20 protein-coding genes are annotated in these 18,651 nt (G+C 55.5%); 11 read left to right on the top strand and 9 right to left on the bottom strand.

Features of this window, described 5'->3' with window-relative positions:
- Positions 1-89 precede the first annotated feature (89 nt).
- Together MWU61_RS06305 and MWU61_RS06300 are read right to left on the bottom strand one after the other, a co-directional pair.
- On the bottom strand, positions 90-254 hold the full coding sequence (locus MWU61_RS06305; RefSeq protein ID WP_247127439.1) for a hypothetical protein: 165 nt from the start codon (positions 252-254) through the stop codon (positions 90-92).
- Positions 255-485: 231 nt separating this feature from the next.
- Positions 486-668, bottom strand: coding sequence for a hypothetical protein (locus tag MWU61_RS06300; RefSeq protein WP_247127438.1), 183 nt, complete (start codon positions 666-668; stop codon positions 486-488).
- Positions 669-1,023: 355 nt separating this feature from the next.
- Between MWU61_RS06300 and MWU61_RS06295 the strand changes: the two genes are divergently transcribed.
- The gene (locus MWU61_RS06295; RefSeq protein WP_247127437.1) at positions 1,024-1,845 is read left to right on the top strand and encodes a transglycosylase SLT domain-containing protein; all 822 of its coding nucleotides are present in this window, start codon (positions 1,024-1,026) and stop codon (positions 1,843-1,845) included.
- A 100-nt stretch (positions 1,846-1,945) separates the two neighbouring features.
- Here MWU61_RS06295 and MWU61_RS06290 read toward each other — a convergent pair whose 3' ends face one another.
- The 7 genes from MWU61_RS06290 to tldD all read right to left on the bottom strand — a co-directional run bounded on the left by MWU61_RS06290 (position 1,946) and on the right by tldD (position 9,949).
- The gene (locus MWU61_RS06290) at positions 1,946-2,569 is read right to left on the bottom strand and encodes a 3-oxoacid CoA-transferase subunit B (protein WP_247127436.1); all 624 of its coding nucleotides are present in this window, start codon (positions 2,567-2,569) and stop codon (positions 1,946-1,948) included.
- 3 nt (positions 2,570-2,572) lie between these two features.
- Positions 2,573-3,268, bottom strand: coding sequence for a CoA transferase subunit A (locus MWU61_RS06285; protein WP_247127435.1), 696 nt, complete (start codon positions 3,266-3,268; stop codon positions 2,573-2,575).
- A 104-nt stretch (positions 3,269-3,372) separates the two neighbouring features.
- Positions 3,373-3,915 (bottom strand): L,D-transpeptidase, encoded by a 543-nt coding sequence (locus MWU61_RS06280; RefSeq protein ID WP_247127434.1) that lies wholly within the window; start codon positions 3,913-3,915, stop codon positions 3,373-3,375.
- 110 nt (positions 3,916-4,025) lie between these two features.
- Positions 4,026-6,671: a type I DNA topoisomerase gene (gene topA / locus MWU61_RS06275; protein ID WP_247127433.1), complete on the bottom strand. Its 2,646-nt coding sequence runs from the start codon at positions 6,669-6,671 to the stop codon at positions 4,026-4,028.
- 158 nt (positions 6,672-6,829) lie between these two features.
- Entirely contained in the window at positions 6,830-7,963 is a 1,134-nt protein-coding gene (dprA, locus tag MWU61_RS06270) for a DNA-processing protein DprA (RefSeq protein WP_348645577.1), read from the bottom strand.
- Positions 7,964-8,027: 64 nt separating this feature from the next.
- The gene (locus tag MWU61_RS06265; RefSeq protein WP_247127431.1) at positions 8,028-8,531 is read right to left on the bottom strand and encodes a hypothetical protein; all 504 of its coding nucleotides are present in this window, start codon (positions 8,529-8,531) and stop codon (positions 8,028-8,030) included.
- Positions 8,528-9,949: a metalloprotease TldD gene (gene tldD, locus MWU61_RS06260; RefSeq protein WP_247127430.1), complete on the bottom strand. Its 1,422-nt coding sequence runs from the start codon at positions 9,947-9,949 to the stop codon at positions 8,528-8,530. Before tldD ends, MWU61_RS06265 begins: the two co-directional genes overlap by 4 nt.
- A 194-nt stretch (positions 9,950-10,143) precedes the next feature.
- On the opposite strand from tldD, the gene coxB reads away from it, so the two are divergent.
- The 10 genes from coxB (at position 10,144) to MWU61_RS06210 (ending at position 18,582) form a co-directional block, all read left to right on the top strand.
- Entirely contained in the window at positions 10,144-10,974 is an 831-nt protein-coding gene (coxB, locus tag MWU61_RS06255) for a cytochrome c oxidase subunit II (protein ID WP_247127429.1), read from the top strand.
- 67 nt (positions 10,975-11,041) lie between these two features.
- A complete protein-coding gene (gene cyoE / locus MWU61_RS06250) occupies positions 11,042-11,986 on the top strand; it encodes a heme o synthase (protein WP_247127428.1) in 945 nt (314 codons plus the stop codon).
- Positions 11,986-12,195 carry a hypothetical protein gene (locus tag MWU61_RS06245; RefSeq protein ID WP_247127427.1) on the top strand — a complete coding sequence of 70 codons (210 nt, stop codon included), beginning with the start codon at positions 11,986-11,988 and terminating at the stop codon, positions 12,193-12,195. The genes cyoE and MWU61_RS06245 overlap by 1 nt, the downstream gene beginning before the upstream one ends.
- The gene (locus MWU61_RS06240; RefSeq protein WP_247127426.1) at positions 12,195-12,794 is read left to right on the top strand and encodes a cytochrome c oxidase assembly protein; all 600 of its coding nucleotides are present in this window, start codon (positions 12,195-12,197) and stop codon (positions 12,792-12,794) included. The genes MWU61_RS06245 and MWU61_RS06240 overlap by 1 nt, the downstream gene beginning before the upstream one ends.
- Positions 12,795-12,818: 24 nt before the next feature.
- Positions 12,819-13,622 (top strand): cytochrome c oxidase subunit 3, encoded by an 804-nt coding sequence (locus MWU61_RS06235; protein ID WP_247127425.1) that lies wholly within the window; start codon positions 12,819-12,821, stop codon positions 13,620-13,622.
- Positions 13,623-13,713: 91 nt separating this feature from the next.
- Positions 13,714-14,409: an SURF1 family protein gene (locus MWU61_RS06230; RefSeq protein ID WP_247127424.1), complete on the top strand. Its 696-nt coding sequence runs from the start codon at positions 13,714-13,716 to the stop codon at positions 14,407-14,409.
- A gap of 1 nt (position 14,410) precedes the next feature.
- A complete protein-coding gene (gene thrC, locus MWU61_RS06225; protein ID WP_247127423.1) occupies positions 14,411-15,796 on the top strand; it encodes a threonine synthase in 1,386 nt (461 codons plus the stop codon).
- Positions 15,793-17,061 (top strand): pitrilysin family protein, encoded by a 1,269-nt coding sequence (locus tag MWU61_RS06220; protein WP_247127422.1) that lies wholly within the window; start codon positions 15,793-15,795, stop codon positions 17,059-17,061. The genes thrC and MWU61_RS06220 overlap by 4 nt, the downstream gene beginning before the upstream one ends.
- The gene (locus MWU61_RS06215) at positions 17,061-17,645 is read left to right on the top strand and encodes a GNAT family protein (protein ID WP_247127421.1); all 585 of its coding nucleotides are present in this window, start codon (positions 17,061-17,063) and stop codon (positions 17,643-17,645) included. Before MWU61_RS06220 ends, MWU61_RS06215 begins: the two co-directional genes overlap by 1 nt.
- Before the next feature lie 40 nt (positions 17,646-17,685).
- On the top strand, positions 17,686-18,582 hold the full coding sequence (locus MWU61_RS06210) for an alpha/beta hydrolase (protein ID WP_247127420.1): 897 nt from the start codon (positions 17,686-17,688) through the stop codon (positions 18,580-18,582).
- Positions 18,583-18,651 lie beyond the last annotated feature (69 nt).

Genomic DNA, 18,651 nt, shown 5'->3' with positions numbered 1-18,651 from the left:
TACCTCAAGGTTTTATTTGTATCACAAAGTGGACTCTTGCCCGAAGTCCCGCTTTGCGCGTTTTGTCACCTGCGCAGCCGACAGTAAAGTTAGCCCGCGCTTGCCCACATAGCGGCGATGGTCGTCAGTGCGCCGGTTTGAATTGTCGACAATACCAGCAAGCATAGCGCAACAGCCGCTGCGGTCAAAACAACCCAGTCGACAGTAATTGCGCCGTCTTCGTTGCTCCAGAAGGATTTGATCGATTTTAACATTTTGATGCTCCGCGCACTTAAATTTCCGCTTCATTCTTGAACCCTTTATGTGGCGCAAACGTGGCCAAGCTATGAATTTTCAGGGATTTGGTGTTTCGAAGTCATTCGCATTTTCGACGTTTTATAGGGAAAACGGAGCCCCTGAAAACGAAGAAAGGCCACACTACGATTGCAGTGTGGCCTCAATTCTTGTGGCGAAGTCAGGTAGACCCTGACTACGTCAACTCCAGATTAAGGAGTTGTACCGGAAGAAGTCATTTCAGAAACGATTGTAGTCGCTTTTGTAGACGCGCCAGTTGAAACTGCGTTGCCGACAACCAGGCCGAGAGCAACGATAGCAGCTGTCAGAACAACCCAGTCTACTGTTACTGCGCCGTCTTCGTCGTTGCGGAAGTTTTTGATAAAGTTAAGCATTAAATTCCCTCCTCAGGGTGTCGCTAGTTTTTCAGTTATCGTCTGCGGATCGTATCTTGCCGGCCTCTTGTTGGCTCGATCCCCGCTTTGGATGAGTAAGTTTTGACGTTGGAATGCGGCGAGAGTTTGTCTTGGTTGGTGCAATTTTGCGCAGCCCCCAAAAAAATTGAGATTTATACGTAAGTATATGTTTTTATACGAATTATAGGGCAATTTTTATGTATTGCCCCTGCGCGTTCGTTGCGCATTTGCGTCCAATCCAAATCGAATTAGGCAATTGTTTGCGTTTTGCTGGCAATACAAAACAAATGTTGCTTGATTGGAAGGAATAAAAAACGTCGGCAGGACATTCATAATGTATATTCGAACCGCTTTCGCAGCGGCGCTTGCACTTGTTTGTGCGACAGGGCCCGTGGTGGCTGAGATAAAGCGCCTACAACCAGACTTTACGTTTCGCCGTGTCACGGTGCCAACCGCAGGTGCATCGAACCGGATTCGTGTACAGGTGACACCTCGTGCGCCGACGACACCTGCCGCAGCAGGGACAGCCGTATCCGCCCAACCGCAGGCCCAGCCCCGCAGTTCTGGGATGGAATGGTTCTGGTCGACAATATCTCCTGCCCGTTCTGACAGCGGACCGGGGCGTTTGCAGCCTGCGCTGCAATTGATCAACAACCCTCCGGGGGGCAATTCCGTGCCCGCCCCGCGTTTGCAGACATTACAAGACATCGCGCAGGCCCACGGCTTAACCATTTTGCGCGAAACCGTGGGAACGGATGTGTCCCCTGCATTGGTCCTTGCGCTCATTTCGATCGAAAGTGCGGGCAAGGTGCAGGCAGAAAGCCACGCAGGGGCCGTTGGTCTTATGCAGCTGATGCCAGCAACGGCTGAACGGTTTGGTGTCACAGACCGTGTGAACCCAGCCGAAAATATCAAAGCAGGTGTCGCGTATCTTGCCTGGCTCATGGAGCACTTTGATAAAGACCCGATTTTGGTGCTTGCCGGATATAACGCTGGCGAAGGCGCTGTGCGCGATAATAACGGCGTGCCGCCGTATCCTGAAACACGGGCTTACGTGCCGAAGGTGCTGGCCGCATTCAATGTTGCAAAAGGGCTGTGTCAAACGCCGCCGCAGCTTGTGACGGATGGATGCGTCTTTGCGGTCGCGAACAGATAGACAGGGTTTTGCCTGTTCTACACTGCGCCCAAAGCAAAAAAGTCAAAAGGCCGGATCGCATAGTGCGGCCCGGCCTTTTCTTGTCACTATATAATAGGCCTCAAACGATGGCGGCTTCTGTCGCGGCGCGCAGTTCGTCCTCTGATACGCCTTCAGCGCATTCAACGATCCGCAATCCGCCGTCGACAACATCCAGTACACCAAGGTTCGTGATAATCCGATCAACAACGCCTTGGCCGGTCAACGGCAAGGTGCAGGCTTTCAGCAGCTTGCTGTCACCATGTTTGTTCGTGTGATCCATCACAACAACAACACGACCAACGCCAGCAACAAGATCCATCGCGCCGCCCATACCTTTGACCAGCTTGCCGGGAATCATCCAGTTCGCAAGATCGCCGTTTTCGGCAACTTCCATCGCACCCAAGATCGCCATCGCAATCTTGCCACCTCGGATCATGCCAAAGGATTGCGAAGAATCGAAATACGCAGTCTGTGGCAGTTCCGTAATCGTCTGCTTACCAGCGTTAATCAGGTCAGCGTCGATATCAGCTTCCAACGGAAACGGGCCCATGCCCAGCATGCCGTTTTCAGACTGCAGCGTCACCTCTACACCTTCGGGGATGTAATTGGACACCAGCGTCGGAATCCCGATGCCAAGGTTCACATATGTGCCGTCTTCAAGTTCTTGTGCCGCGCGTGCGGCCATTTGGTTACGATCCCACATGGGTCAAGCCTCCCGCACTGTACGTTGTTCGATCCGTTTCTCGTGATCGCCCTGAATAATTCGGTGCACATAGATGCCCGGCAAATGGATGTGATCGGGGTCAAGCGAACCGGTTGGCACGATTTCCTCGACCTCAACCACGCAGACTTTCCCGCACATCGCAGCAGGCGGGTTAAAGTTGCGGGCAGTCTTACGGAAGATCAGGTTCCCCGTTTCGTCCGCTTTCCACGCTTTGACGATCGCGAGATCAGCAAAGATGCCTTCTTCCATGATGAATGTCTCGCCATTGAAGTCTTTGTGTTCTTTGCCCTCGGCAATCACGGTGCCCACACCAGTCTTGGTGTAAAACCCGGGAATCCCACAGCCACCGGCACGCATCCGTTCGGCCAATGTGCCTTGCGGATTGAATTCTAGCTCAAGCTCGCCAGACAAGTACTGACGCATGAATTCGGCGTTTTCACCGACGTATGACGAGATCATTTTCTTAACCTGACGGGTCTGCAGCAGAATGCCGATGCCAAAATCATCAACGCCCGCGTTGTTCGACGCAAACGTCAAATCCTTGGTGCCTGCGTCTTTGATCGCATCAAGCAGCAGTTCTGGAATACCGCAAAGGCCAAAGCCGCCCGCCGCAATAAACATCCCGTCGTGCAATAACCCATCAAGGGCTGCCGCCGCGTTGGGGTAAATCTTCTTCATGCCAAGCCTCTCCCGTTGTTCACAGCGTTGATGCCGTTACGTGAACATGGAGTCAATGAAATGCGGCGGTGCAGCGTAAATTATTGCAACCGGTTGCAATCCGGCTAGATCACACGGACCTGCGTTCCGACTGGCGTAATTGCAAAAAGATCAGCAATTTGTTCATTATATAGTCCGATACATCCGTCAGAAGACGGGCGACCGATCTTGCGGGTGTCGTGTGTCCCATGAATCAAATAGGCGGGCCAAGACAGATACATCGCATGTGTACCCAGCGGGTTTTCGGGACCTGGCGGCATATATGTCCAGCCGAACCGTTCCTTTTGTGATGCTGTCGGGGTCCAATCCGGACCTACGCGTTTGCGAACGATTTCGGTGTACCCGCGTTTGGTCAATTCATCCGTGGCCGGAACAGACGTTGGATAGACACGATATACATCGCCCTTCCAGAAATGCAGTGCGCGGCTTTGGGTGTCCGCGACGATGGCCGCAACGCCCAGCGTATCAAAATGGTCTTGCCAGTTTTGCGCGACGAATTTTGCGGTATTGCGCGACGTTGGGGGCGCGGATTGTGACAGCGCGGGCGTCGCCAGTGTCACGGCAGCGCCGGCAATCAACGTGCGACGGTTCAAAAATGTCGAGGTCATGCTGTATCCTGCTTTGTTTTCCAAAGCGATACGAACTACGCGGGAAAGGATCAACGCACGGTCAGTCACATCCCCGAGAGGGGCGGGGCCAGCGCACTGGCCCCTTATGTTTAGTCAGCTGCTTTTTTCTTCGCAGCGGGCTTCTTCGCCGCCGGTTTCTTTGCTGCAGGCTTTTTCTTCGCGGCTGGTTTCTTTGCAGCGGCCTTCTTTTTTGGCGCTGCTTTCTTTTTGATGGTTTTGCCAGACTTCGCAGCCCGTTCATCAAGCAAATCAACCGCATGCGCCAACGTCAGATCAGCCGGATCAATCGTGTCAGGGATCGTCGCGTTGATCTTTTCCCATTTCACGTAAGGACCGTATTTGCCGTCATAAATATTAACGGGACCGCCCGCCTCTGGGTGATCGCCAAGCTCGCGGATCGGTGTCGCGGCTTTCCCGCGGTTGCCACGTGACGCTTTCTTTTCGGCCAACAACTGCACAGCGTGGTTCATGCCGACAGTCCAGACGTCGTCAATCGTGGGCAGATTTGCGTTGGTGCCGCCTCTAAACGACGTGTTTTCAGCATGTTTCAGATACGGCCCGTACCGGCCTAAATTCGCCCAAACATTTACGCCATCTTCAGGGTGTTCGCCGATCAAACGGGGCAGTTCCAGCAATTTCACCGCGTCGGCCAGATCGATCTCTTCGGGATTCCATCCCTCCGGCACGCCTGTCCGCGGCGGTTTCTTGTTCTCTTCGGTCACAGGACCACGCTGCACATACGGGCCAAAGCGGCCTTTGAACACACGGATCTCATCACCTGCATCTTCACCCAACAGTTTCCCGTCAGGTGGAATTGCGGATGCTTCTGCTTCCGGATTTGGCGGGCCAAATGGGCGGGTGTACCGGCATTCCGGATAATTTGAACACCCGATGAACGCACCGCCAGAGCGCGCAGTCCGCATCGACAGCCGACCAACGCCGCAATTCTTACAGGCACGTGGATCGGACCCGTCTTCTTCAGGCGGGAACAGATGCGGTTCCAGAACTTCGTTAATTTTTTCAAGAACTTCGGTGATCCGCAGCTCGGATGTTTCGCCAATCGCGGCAGAGAAGTCGCGCCAGAAGTTCGCGAGAACCTTCTTATAGTCGCCGTTGCCTGCGCTGACTTCATCCAACTGGTTTTCCAGATCGGCGGTGAAATCATAGCCGATATATTTGCGGAAATAGTTGGATAGGAACGCCGTCACCAACCGTCCTTTGTCCTGCGGAATCAGGCGGTTCTTATCTTTTTCAACATACCCGCGATCCTGAATCGTGGTCACGATGGACGCGTAGGTCGACGGGCGACCGATGCCCAGTTCTTCCATCCGCTTCACTAGCGTCGCCTCGGTGTAACGGGGCGGCGGTTGGGTGAAATGTTGCTCAGGCGTGACTGTCTCTTTGACAGCTTTTTCGCCTTCGTGAATTTGCGGCAGACGCTTGTCATCATCATCGACAACCGCGTCGTCGCGACCTTCTTCGTAGACCGCAATAAACCCGTCAAAGACCATGACTTGCCCGTTGGCACGCAGCACAACCTGACCGTCGTCGCTGCCGATATCTACCGCCGTGCGTTCGAATTTCGCGGCTTCCATCTGGGACGCAATCGTCCGTTTATAGATCAGATCGTAAAGTTTGCGTTGATCTGAATCGACGATTTTTGCGGCAGCCGTGTCGACCATTAGATCAGTCGGGCGCACACATTCGTGCGCTTCTTGGGCGTTCTTCGCTTTGTTCTTATAGACGCGTGGCTTTTCGGGTAGATATTTATCGCCGAATTTGGCCTTGATCGCGTCGCGTGCGCCGGCGACCGCTTCGGGCGCCATGTCGATGCCGTCGGTCCGCATGTATGTAATCAGGCCGGCCTCGTACAAACGTTGCGCGACGGACATCGTTTGCTTGGCGCCCATTCCAAATTTGCGCGATGCTTCTTGCTGCAAAGTCGACGTCATAAACGGGGGCGACGGGTTGCGCGAACCGGGTTTCGCCTCGACAGATTTAACGACCAAATCGCGCGAATTGATCGCCTGAACGGCCATTTCCGCCTGCGTTTCATTTTCAATCGAGAATTTATCGAGCTTGTCGCCCGCAAGCGTCGTCAATCGTGCTTCGAATGTTTGGCCGCGTGGCGTTTGCAACACCGCTTTGACGGACCAGTATTCTTGCGCGCGGAAAACTTCGATTTCCATTTCGCGTTCGACGATGATCCGCAGTGTTACGGATTGCACACGGCCTGCTGATTTCGCGCCTGGCAATTTGCGCCACAATACTGGCGACAACTTAAAGCCCACCAAATAATCCAAGGCACGGCGCGCGAGATAGGCGTCGACCAAAGGCACATCAACCTGACGCGGGTTTTTCATCGCATCGGTCACGGCAGCTTTGGTGATGGCGTTAAACACAACGCGGGACACCGGCGTGTCTTTTTTGATCGCTTTCTTTGCTGTCAACGCCTCGGTCAAATGCCACGAAATCGCTTCACCTTCGCGGTCGGGGTCGGTCGCTAGGATCAGTTCGTTGTCGGTCTTCAACGCGTCAACAATCGCTTTAATATGCTTTTTGCTGTCGCTTGCGATTTCCCATTTCATCGCAAAATCATCGTCCGGATCGACTGATCCGTCTTTGGGCGGCAAGTCACGGACATGCCCAAAAGAGGCAAGAACGGTATAGTCGTTGCCTAAATATTTGTTGATTGTCTTTGCCTTAGCAGGGGATTCGACGACGACGACTGGCATGAAATTCCTGTCAAATAACGAGTTACGCAAGGTCTGCGCAAGATGTGGGGGCGCATGACTGAATGTCAATGCGCAGGTTTCGAGACAAGCGCAATCCCTTTTTCTTGACCATCAAGTAGTTGAAAAGTGCTGAATTTATCTAGGGGGAATTCTGAAGGTCAATCAACACGTGCCAAAAGGCCGCCTGCATGACGGGTGATTTTGCCGTCCAGTTCGAGGTCCATAATCACGGGTGCGATGGTCGTTGGCGCAGTTTGAAGATCACGGATAAGCTGATCTTCCGCGACCGGCGATGGTCCCAAACGCGATAGGATTTGACTGTGCAGCGCGGCCGTTTCCCGCAAGCTGCGCGATGGTTTTTCGATTGGCGTTTCCAACGGAAGATCTGCTTGCTGCGGGGAGAGCGTCGCTATTGCGTCAATGATATCTTGCGCGGATCGTACCAAAAGCGCACCGTCTCTGATCAACATATTGCACCCTGCCGCCCGCGCATCAAAAGGGTGGCCGGGGACCGCAAAGACATCACGCGCTTGATCCAATGCGTTGCGGGCCGTGATCAAGCTGCCCGATTTTGCGGCGGCTTCGACCACAACGACAGCAGACGACAAACCGGAAATGATCCGGTTTCGCGTTGGGAAATGGCGGGCCTGCGGTTGCATGCCAATCGGCATTTCCGAAATCCGCAGTCCCTGTTTGGCGATGTCGCTGGCGAGTTTCGCGTTCTCAACGGGGTACACTGTATCGACCCCGCCAGCCTGCACCGCAATTGTTCCGTTCTGTAAGCTGCTTAGGTGTGCCGCGGTGTCGATGCCGCGCGCCAACCCTGAAACGACAACGATCTCCGCCTCAGATAGCCCCGCTGCCAGCGCTTTGGCCATGCGTGTCCCCAAGGATGATGCGTTGCGCGCGCCCACAAGTGCGACCATCGGCCGCCGTAGCAACGCCGTCTGTCCGATCGTCCATAACAACGGCGGCGCATCAGAGATTTCCAGTAGCGTGGCTGGGTAATCAGGGTGGTCTTCCGTTAACAGCGTGGCGCCTGCGGCTTTGCCCGCCCGCAGTTCTGCGTTGATCACGCCTTCAGGGCAGATTTGGTAATCCGTCACACCTGCCGCACGCGCGACATCAGGTAATGCCCGTAACGCGTCCACCGCCGTGCCATGTTCGCGGATCAGGCGGCGGTAGGTTGCGATGCCAACGCGTCGGGATCGCAGCAAACGGAGACGGTGAAAAGAATCGTCTTCCGTGGTGGGTGGGAGTGGGGGGTGAGTGGAAGGTGTCACGTCTCCAATGTCTCGTTCTCCGTTTGCTACACCTCTAGTGTTACGGCCAACTTCTTAACGGGATATGAACAATTTAAGGCAATTTGCCCCAATATTTCTGGGGGGCCTCTTTCGCCGCTCGCATTCGTAACCACCGCAAGAACGCCATATTGGTCGCCCCCATGATGGCCCCGACAGCTATGCCGAGCAGGACCATTTCATCTCCCGGGAAATCATTCCCAAAGAGGATAAGTGATGTCGCAGCACCCGCCACTATCCCGATCCCTGCACCGACAAGCGGTTTATCATGATCAGCGTTTGCCAGCGCTTTTACAATTGGCGTCAGGACGATCAACGGAATCCAGCTGACAACACCAGACAACATCAACGCAAAGAAAACGACTGCCACAAAATCAATGGTTTGAAGGATCGCCGACACCTGCGCAGGCTCAAACGCCAAAACCTCGACCAACGCCGATCCAATCGTCATCAAAGCCCACCCACAACCGGATGTCCCAACCCAAGTGAACAGCGCTGCAAGCAACACGGTGCCCCACGTCACAGGTTCACGCACGCTTGCAGCCAGTATTTGTGTCAAGTCGCAGCGCCACCAACAGTCAGCCCGCCAATCATCAGGCTTGGCTGACCAACGCCAACAGGCACCCATTGGCCCGCTTTGCCGCAATTCCCGATGCCCGGATCAAGCGCCATATCATTGCCGATCCCGCGGATATGCTTCAACGCTGTCGCCCCGTCACCGATCAGCGTGGCACCCTTAACTGGTGCGCCGACAACGCCGTTCTTAACGCGATAGGCTTCGGTGCAGCTAAAGACGAACTTGCCGTTTGTGATATCGACCTGACCACCGCCAAAGCCGACCGCATAAATCCCGTCCTTCAGATCAGCGACAAGCGATTCCGGCGTGTCGGGACCGGACAACATATATGTGTTGGTCATTCGCGGCATTGGCGCGTGGGCATAGCTTTCACGACGGCCATTCCCCGTGGGGGCGACCCCCATCAGGCGCGCATTTTGACGGTCCTGCATGTAGCCAACCAGAACACCGTCTTCGATCAGCGTATTCTTTGCACTTGGCGTGCCTTCGTCATCGACCGTGATCGATCCACGCCGGTCCGGAATTGTCCCGTCGTCCAACACAGTGACGCCCTTGGATGCAATCTGCTGACCCATAAGACCTGCAAAGGCGCTTGATCCCTTGCGGTTAAAATCGCCCTCTAACCCGTGACCAATCGCTTCGTGCAGCAAAATACCGGGCCAGCCTGGCCCAAGCACAACATCCATAACACCAGCAGGGGCTGGTTCTGCGTCAAGATTCACTAGCGCGATCCGCAGCGCTTCACGCACGGCAGGTTCCCAGTTGTCGCTGGAAATCAGGCCGATCAGGCCCGCACGCCCACCGCCACCAGACATGCCGCTTTCGCGTTGTCCGTTTTCTTCGACAATGACGCTGACATTCAGGCGCGACATCGGGCGTGTATCAGTGACCAGCACACCATCAGGGCGCAGAATCAGAACTTCCTGATGCGACGCGGCCAGAACGGCGGACACTTGCACGACGCGATTGTCCAATGCGCGGGCAAAGTCGTCGATCTCGCGCAGGACATCGATTTTTGCGGGGAAGGTGGCCTGCAACATCGGGTCTTCGTCAGAATACAGCTTCTTATTGGTGCCGACAGGGCCATCGGCCATCGTGCCGCCACCATCGCCTACAGCCAGCCGCGCAGTGCTGACCGCACGCTTCAATGCGTGTTCGTCAATCGTGGTTGAATGCGCATAGCCTGCGGTTTCACCTTTTACGGCGCGCAGACCGAATCCTTCGGATGCATCGAAACTGGCGGTCTTCACGCGGCCATCGTCAAACGCCAGAACCTCTGACCGGCGGCGTTCCAGAAACAGTTCCCCGTCGTCAGCCCCGGCTGTGGCGTCTTGTAGCAGTGAAAGCGCAGTGTCGCGGTCTAGATTTGTATCAAACGGGCGGAACGGATCAGCGGACATGCAGGTTTTCCTTATCGGTGGATGGATCAAAGGACAAAAGCGTCCGTTTGCCGCAACAGCGGTTCTTGAGTTGTTCATTTAAATATGGGACATGGGCGGCAGGTTACAACGGGATTCCGTCTTTCTTAAGGGTGTTCGCCCATGACGGAGCTAGACGATTGCGCCCACGCGCGCCAAGACAGACAGGACATGACATGCGACTGAAGACTATCGCGACTTCACTTTGGGCCTCAGCAGGACTGATTCTTGCGGGTGCTGCGGCTTCTGCACAAGAGGTCACTCAAGAACTGGACATCATCGGCCAGCCAACACCGGGTGCGACTGGTTTCCAGCCGGCAGCAACCGAATTGGCCCGCGATCTGCAGTGGTTGGACGGTATGCTGTTGGTGATCATCACGATCATCACATTGTTTGTGACAGGCCTGCTGGCGTGGGTCGTCATCCGGTTTAACCGCAAATCAAACCCGACACCGTCTACATTCACACATAACTCTCCTTTGGAAGTTGCATGGACAATCATTCCAGTTGTCATTCTGGTCTTCATCGGTGCGTTCTCTCTGCCGGTTCTGTTCAAGCAGCAGGAAATCCCTGCAGCGGACATCAACATCAAGGTGACAGGCTACCAGTGGTACTGGGGCTACGAATACACTGACGAAGCCGTTTACTTCGACAGCTACATGCTGGCCGAGGACGAGCTTGAAGAATACGGTTACACAGCTGATCAGAACCTTCTCGCGACAGACACAGCCGTTGTTGTACCCGTGGGCGCGACTGTTGTGATGCAGGTGACTGGTGCTGACGTGATCCATTCTTGGACCATCCCGGCATTCGGCGTGAAGCAAGACGCGGTTCCAGGTCGTCTGGCCCAGCTGTGGTTTGCTGCTGAACAAGAAGGCATCTACTTCGGTCAGTGTTCCGAACTTTGCGGCAAAGACCACGCGTACATGCCAATCACGGTCAAAGTTGTGAGCCAAGAAACTTACGACGAATGGTTGGTTGCTGCGAAAGAACAGAACCCAGCCTAAATCAAAAACGGGTGCGCGTCCGTCGCGCACCTTTCCCGCCACATCGCAATTTTGAATGGACATCCGCATGAGCGACATGAGCCTGAACGAAGCGACCTACACCACATCCAGCCAAGAGCCGTCGATGGGTGATTATTATGCCTTGATGAAACCGCGTGTCATGTCGCTGGTTGTTTTCACGGCATTGGTCGGTTTGCTGGTGTCGCCCGTGCCGGTACATCCGTTCATCGGATTTGTCGGTGTGTTGTGCATCGCGGTGGGGGCGGGTGCCTCTGGCGCGCTGAACATGTGGTGGGACGCAGATATCGACGCGGTGATGAAGCGGACAGCGAAACGCCCGATTCCCGCGGGTAAAGTCGCACCGGGCGAAGCGCTGGGCATCGGTGTCGCGCTTTCCTTCTTCTCCGTCATCTTGCTGTTGCTCGCGACCAACGCGCTTGCCGCTGGTCTGCTAGCCTTCACCATCTTCTTTTACGCCGTCGTCTATTCAATGTGGCTGAAACGGTCGACACCACAGAACATCGTCATCGGTGGGGCTGCAGGCGCATTTCCTCCAATGATCGGCTGGGCCGTGGCGACTGGTTCCGTGACCATCGAATCCGTGCTGATGTTCATGCTGATCTTCATGTGGACGCCACCGCATTTCTGGGCTTTGGCCTTGTTTGTAAAGACAGATTACGGCGATGCGGGCGTTCCGATGCTGACCGAAACGCACGGTCGCGACAGCACCCGTAAACATGTGATTGCCTACACCGCTTTGCTGGTACCTGTGGCGATTGGCCTTGGTTTCACATCCATCGGTGGCCCGGTTTACTTGACCGTTGCCGCGATCATGAACGCGTGGTTCCTCAAAGGCGCTTACGACATCTGGAAACGCGATGATGCGGCGGCTGACGCTGACAACTACGCGGTTGAAAAGTCGGTCTTTAAGGTCTCGCTCTATTACCTGTTTGCCCACTTCGTCGCCCTGCTGATCGAAGCGGCGCTGCGTTTGAACGTTGGTGGTGTGTAATGGCGATCAAAGTCGAACATGAAATCCACGAACGGCGCAAAGGCCGGAACATGGGTGTGGGCCTTCTGCTTGCTGGCACAATTGCGATTGTCTTTGGTTTGACTGTCGTGAAGGTTTTGCAGCTCGGTAATATCACCGAATTGGATCTTGGTGGTCGCCTTGATGGGCCTGATACGTCTGTTCCTCTCGCAGCTGAGGGGACCGAGTAATGCGGATGTTTCCTAAGCTAAAGGGCCCTCAACGCACGGCGGCTCAGGCTGGCGGTGTTGTGATCCTGATGGGATCACTCGCTTGGGCGTCTGTACCTTTCTACGATTGGTTTTGCCGCGTGACCGGTTTTGGCGGCGCAACAAATGTTGTCGAAGCCAACCAAAACGAAGTTCTGGATCAAACGATTACAGTCCGCTTCGATGCGTCACTGGAAAAAGACATGCCGTGGGAATTCAAACCCGCGCAGCGTGAAATGGAAATCCGGATCGGTGAAACAGGTCTGGCCTTCTACGAAGCGCACAACCCGTTCGACGTGCCAATCGCAGGGCAGGCGGCCTACAACGTGACGCCGTACGAAGCGGGTGGATTTTTCGACAAGATCGAATGTTTCTGCTTCACCGAACAGGTCCTGCAACCGGGCGAAACCGTGATGATGCCGGTCAGCTTCTTTGTCGATCCGGCTATCGTTGATGACCGTGAAGGCAAATATGTGCACACGATCACGCTTTCTTATACGTTTTACCAGATTGATCTGCCTGAGACTTTTGAACAGGCAGCTTTGACAACACCGGCGCAAGACGCCATAGAATTGAACTAGCAAGAACCCCAAGGGACGACAGCCATGGCGCATGAAAAGAATCACGATTACCACATTCTAAACCCCTCTATCTGGCCAATGCTTGGCGGCGTAGGTGGTTTCATCATGTTGGGCGGCAGCGTCTTTTGGATGCACGGCTCCGGCCCATATGCGTTCCTGATCGGTCTCGCGCTTGTGCTGTACGTGATGTACGCATGGTGGTCCGAAGTGGTTGCCGAAGGCGAAGGTGGCATTGATCACACGCCGGTTGTGGCCATCGGCCTGCGTTACGGCGTGATCATGTTCATCATGTCCGAAGTCATGTTCTTTGCAGCGTGGTTCTGGTCTTTCTTCAAACACGCGATGTACCCGATGGGTCCGATGTCGCCTGCCGTTGACGGTGTTTGGCCGCCAGTCGGGATCGAAACATTCGACCCTTGGCATCTGCCGTTGATCAACACGATGATCTTGCTGTGTTCCGGTATGGCCGCGACGTGGGCACACCACGCTTTGGTCCATGAAAACAACCGTGAAGACATGAAGTGGGGCTTGATCCTCGCCGTTGTTCTTGGCGCGATCTTCACCGTGTTCCAGATCTACGAATATAGCCACGCGGCATTCGGTTTCTCGGGCAACATCTACGGCGCGAACTTCTTCATGGCGACAGGTTTCCACGGCTTCCACGTTCTGATCGGTACGATCTTCCTACTGGTTTGCTTGGTCCGCCTGCAAAAGGGTCACTTCACTCCTGAAAAGCACCTCGGGTTCGAAGCAGCGGCTTGGTACTGGCACTTTGTTGACGTTGTGTGGTTGTTCCTCTTCGCAGCCGTTTACGTCTGGGGCGGCTAACCGCCACATCGGGGTTCACCCCGACCACGATCAAAGATAAGACAAACGCGCGGGGTCACACCTCGCGCGTTTTGCTTTGAAAGGCTGACAATTGCGTAAGATTTTCTTTCCAATCCTACTCGGTATCGCGGGATGCGCGATCTTGCTTAGCCTTGGTGTCTGGCAGGTGCAGCGCCTACAGTGGAAGACGGGAATCCTGACAGAGATTGACGCCACGATTGCATCCGATCCGGTTGCGATCCCAGCTGATCCCGATCCCGCAACAGATCAGTTTCGACCTGTCGCGACACAGGGCCGCCTGAAAGGCACGCCGCTTTATGTGCTTGTCACTATCGAAGGGCTTGGACCCGGCTATCGCTACGTTGACGCGCTGGAAACCGAAGACGGGCGCACTGTGATGGTCGACCTTGGATGGGTGCCGCTTGCGCAACTTGGCAACCCGTTCACCAAATTCCACGTCATCGACGTGACTGGCAATCTGCATTGGCCCGACGACAAAGATGACTGGACGCCGGACCCTGATCCTAAAGGCATTTGGTTCACCCGCGACGTGCCGTCCATTGCCGCAGGCCTGAACGCCGAACAAACCCTGATTGTCGCGCGCGACGTGCAGTTGCTTGATCTCGTCACGCCGCTGCAAAGCTATCCGTTCCAGCCCCTTCCGCTTGACTCTGGGGTGATCAAGAACGACCACCTGAACTACGCGATCACATGGTTCATGCTGGCCCTCGTCTGGGTCATCATGACAGGCTATCTGATCTTCCGCATCCGCCAAGAGGACCGCTAGAATGCGTTATATTTCCACACGGGGCACAGCGCCCGTGCTGACATTTGAACAAGCCATGTTGACCGGCCTCGCCCGCGATGGGGGGCTGTATCTGCCCGAAACCATCCCGACGCTGACGGCAGACCAAATTGCGGACATGGCGGGGCAATCCTACGAAGACATCGCCTATACGGTCATGCGACCGTTCATCGGTGACACCTTCAGCGATCATCAATTCCGCGAGCTAATCAAAAATGCCTACGCGGGCTTTGGCCATGACGCGCGCGCACCACTGGTCCAACTCGCGCCGAACCATTTCCTGCTGGAACTTTTCCACGGTCCAACGCTCGCGTTCAAAGACTTCGCGATGCAGTTGATCGGCCAAATGTTCCAAGCCGCACTTTCCCGTTCGGGCGACCGCGTGACTATCGTAGGTGCGACGTCCGGCGACACAGGGTCCGCCGCAATCGAAGCTTTCCGTGGTCTCGATAACGTCGACGTCTTCATCCTGTTCCCGCATGGGCGCGTGTCCGAAGTGCAGCGTCGGCAGATGACAACACCGTCCGAATCCAACGTGCACGCAATTGCCGTCGATGGCGATTTCGACGATTGCCAAGCCGCCGTGAAAGACATGTTCAACGATTTCGCCTTCCGCGAAGACGTCAAGCTGGCAGGCGTGAACTCCATCAACTGGGGCCGTGTTCTGGCGCAGGTTGTCTACTACTTCTCCTCCGCAGTATCCCTTGGCGCACCGCATCGTGACATCAGCTTTACCGTGCCGACAGGCAACTTCGGCGACATCTTTGCAGGTTACATTGCACAACAAATGGGCCTGCCGATCAAAGACTTGGTCGTAGCCACAAACCGCAACGATATCCTGCACCGTACGCTGGAAACCGGTAGCTACACCAAAGAAGGCGTTCAACCGACAATCAGCCCGTCGATGGATATCCAAGTGTCGTCGAACTTTGAACGCGCATTGTTCTACGCATACGACCAAGACGGCGCAGCCGTTGCAGGCCAGATGGAAGACCTGAAATCGGGCGGTTTCCAGATCAGCCAAGGCGCCTATCAGATGTTGAAAGACACCTTCAAATCGGGCCGCGCATCCGAAGAAGAAACCTCTGCTACGATCAAAACATACCTCGCGCAGCACGGCGAATTGTTGTGCCCGCACACGGCTGTCGGCACCCACGTGGCCGAAGACCATCTTGGCACCACACCAATGATCACGCTGGCCACCGCGCATCCTGCGAAATTCCCCGATGCGGTGAAAGCTGCCTCTGGCGTGATGGCCCCCCTTCCGCCGCGCATGGCAGACCTATATGACCGCCCAGAACGCGTAACACGTTGCGCCAACGACCTTTCCGCACTGCAAGCGGTCATCAAAGAACGGATCACATCTTGAGCATTGAACTGCACACACTTTCCAACGGTTTTCGGATCGTCACGGAAAGCATGCCGGGCCTGAAATCCAGCTCTATCGGGATTTGGGTGCAAGCCGGTGGGCGGCATGAACGGATCGAACAGAACGGCATCGCGCATTTTCTGGAACATATGGCGTTCAAGGGGACCAAAACCCGCAGCGCCTTGCAAATTGCCGAAGCCATTGAAGACGTTGGCGGCTACATCAACGCCTACACGTCGCGCGAAATGACGGCCTATTACGCCCGTGTTCTCGAAGACGACGTGGCGCTTGGGCTGGATGTGATCGCGGATATTCTGTTGAACCCAGTTTTCGATCCGTCAGAGATTGAAGTCGAACGCGGCGTGATCCTGCAAGAAATCGGTCAAGCCTACGATACGCCCGACGACATCGTTTTCGATTGGCTGCAAGAAGTGGCATATCCCGATCAGGCACTGGGTCGTACGATCCTTGGGCCGTCTGAACGGGTCTCTAGCTTCTCGCGCGAGGATTTGAATACCTTTGTCGGTGAACATTACGGGCCGAACCAGATGATCCTCGCGGCGGCGGGTGCCGTTGATCACGACGCGATTGTGAAACAGGCAGAGCAGCTGTTCGGTCACTTGTCCCCAATCCAGCGCCCCACGAACCTGATCCAACCAGCCGCCTTCGGCGGCGGTGAACGGCGCGAGATCAAGGATCTGGAACAGGTCCATTTCGCCTTGGCGCTTGAAGGACCAAACTACCGCGATCCCGCGATCTACACGGCGCAAATCTATTCATCGGTGATGGGCGGCGGAATGTCATCGCGCCTGTTCCAAGAAGTGCGCGAAAAGCAGGGCCTGTGCTACACGGTCTTCGCGCAGGCCGGCGCCTACGAAGATACGGGCCTTACGACGATTTACGCGGGCACAAGTGCCGAACAAATCGAACAGCTTGCCAATATCACGATGGACGAAATGAAACGCGCAGCCGACGATATGACCGCTGAAGAAGTGGCGCGCGCACGGGCGCAGATGAAAGCGGGTCTTTTGATGGGGCTCGAAAGCCCGTCAAACCGCGCAGAACGTCTGGCGCGGCTCATGTCGATCTGGGATCGCATTCCGACATTGGAAGAAACCATCGGGTTTATCGACGGCGTGACAACAGGTGATGTGAAAGCATTCGCAGGTGATCTAGCCACGAACCCAGGTGCGGCCATGGCGCTGTATGGACCCGCCGAAGCGGCACCAACGCTCGAGGCACTCAAAGCGCGGCTTGCCGCGTAATGTTGGGCGTCAAACGGAAAGTCCGGCTTGAAACCGAACGTTTGACACTTCGCCCACCGACCCATGCCGATTTTCGGCCATGGGCGACATTGCGCGCGGAAAGCCGCGATTTCTTGACGCCTTGGGAACCGACGTGGGCGCCCGAACACCTGACACGCAAATCCTTCACAAACCGTGTCTATTGGGCGCAAAGGTCAATCTCGTCCGGGACGGCGGTCCCGTTGTTCATCACGCGGCGCGAAGATCAGATGCTGCTGGGGGCGATTACGCTGGATCATATCCGGCGTGGGCCCGCCCAAGCAGGGACCACAGGATACTGGATCGGGGAACGGTTCGCGCGGCAGGGCTATATGCGCGAAGCGATTGAAGCGATGGTACATTATGCCTTCGTGTCACTCGATCTGAGCCGGATCGAGGCAGGATGCCTGCCCGAAAATACGCCGTCGCGCGCATTATTGGAGCAATGCGGATACAAATACGAAGGCGTGGCGCAGTCTTATCTTCAAATTAACGGGCGCTGGCGTAACCATGTTCTATACGCGAACCTGCGATTTGATCGGCGCGGGAAGACCGACGCCGGTTAGGGGTGGTTGACCAATTGCTGAACAAGAGTAGCGTGGCGACATGAAAAAGATCCTGATCATGATGGTGTTGGTCTGCGTAACCGCATGCGGGGTGCCTTTAGCGCGCAAAAGCGCGATTGATCCGCTTTTGTACGACGCCCATGATATCGCCCGTTCAGACAAAATCGCGATCTTTATTCCAGGGGCGCTTGCGTCGATCGACATTTTCGAAGCGACCGGTGACTGGGATGACGCAGGTTATGCGCGTGCCATGTACCGTTTTCCGGGGTTGGACGGGATGCCGAACGATCACTTGATTCATCCCGCGACCGTAGCAGAACGGATCGCTGCATTTGCCAATAGTTATCCAGACAAGGACGTCGCGCTGATCGGATATTCGACAGGCGGACCAATCGCCTTGTTAACCGCGCCCCAGATTACCGGCGACCGTGATGTGCGCGTAGCAGCGATGTCGACGGCTGTGGAACACGGCGGCGGGTTGAGCACCGTTTTTCGCGGCGTGGAAGACATCGTCAAAGCGATGATCGCGACCGGGTCGCTGCGGCGACAAACTGTGTGGAAACGGTTCTGGGCGGGCCTTTTGTACGGGCCGGATGCCCTAGACGATCCGTCATTCGAAGACCGCTTGTCCCGCGATATTGCGGCAGGTGAAAAGATCATCGTCAAGCTCGATCCGGCAGTGGCGTTGGCGCATACCTTGGGCCTGCCGGGATTTCAGGTGCCCGACGATTTGGATTTGAACGGGATCCCCGTCGCGTTCTTTGTTGGTCTGAATGACCGCGTCTTTTCAACGCGCCAGACCTACGATTTTTCCAAAAAAATCGGCGACGTCGCGATTTATGGCTATCCCGAACAGGGGCATCTGTTGTTCTTTACACGACCGGATGTTTTTGACGACATGCGTGCCTTTGTCGAAGATCGACCTGTCGTGCAGTAGCTACGATTTTTCGTGAAGAATCGATTTGGGGGCCAGCCCCCAATCCCCCGAGATATTTATGACCAAAAG

The sequence above is a fragment of the Loktanella sp. F6476L genome (assembly GCF_023015725.1).
Taxonomy (GTDB): domain Bacteria; phylum Pseudomonadota; class Alphaproteobacteria; order Rhodobacterales; family Rhodobacteraceae; genus Yoonia.
Note: the sequence above shows the minus strand (reverse complement) of the source record. Positions and strands in the feature narration are given on the sequence as shown.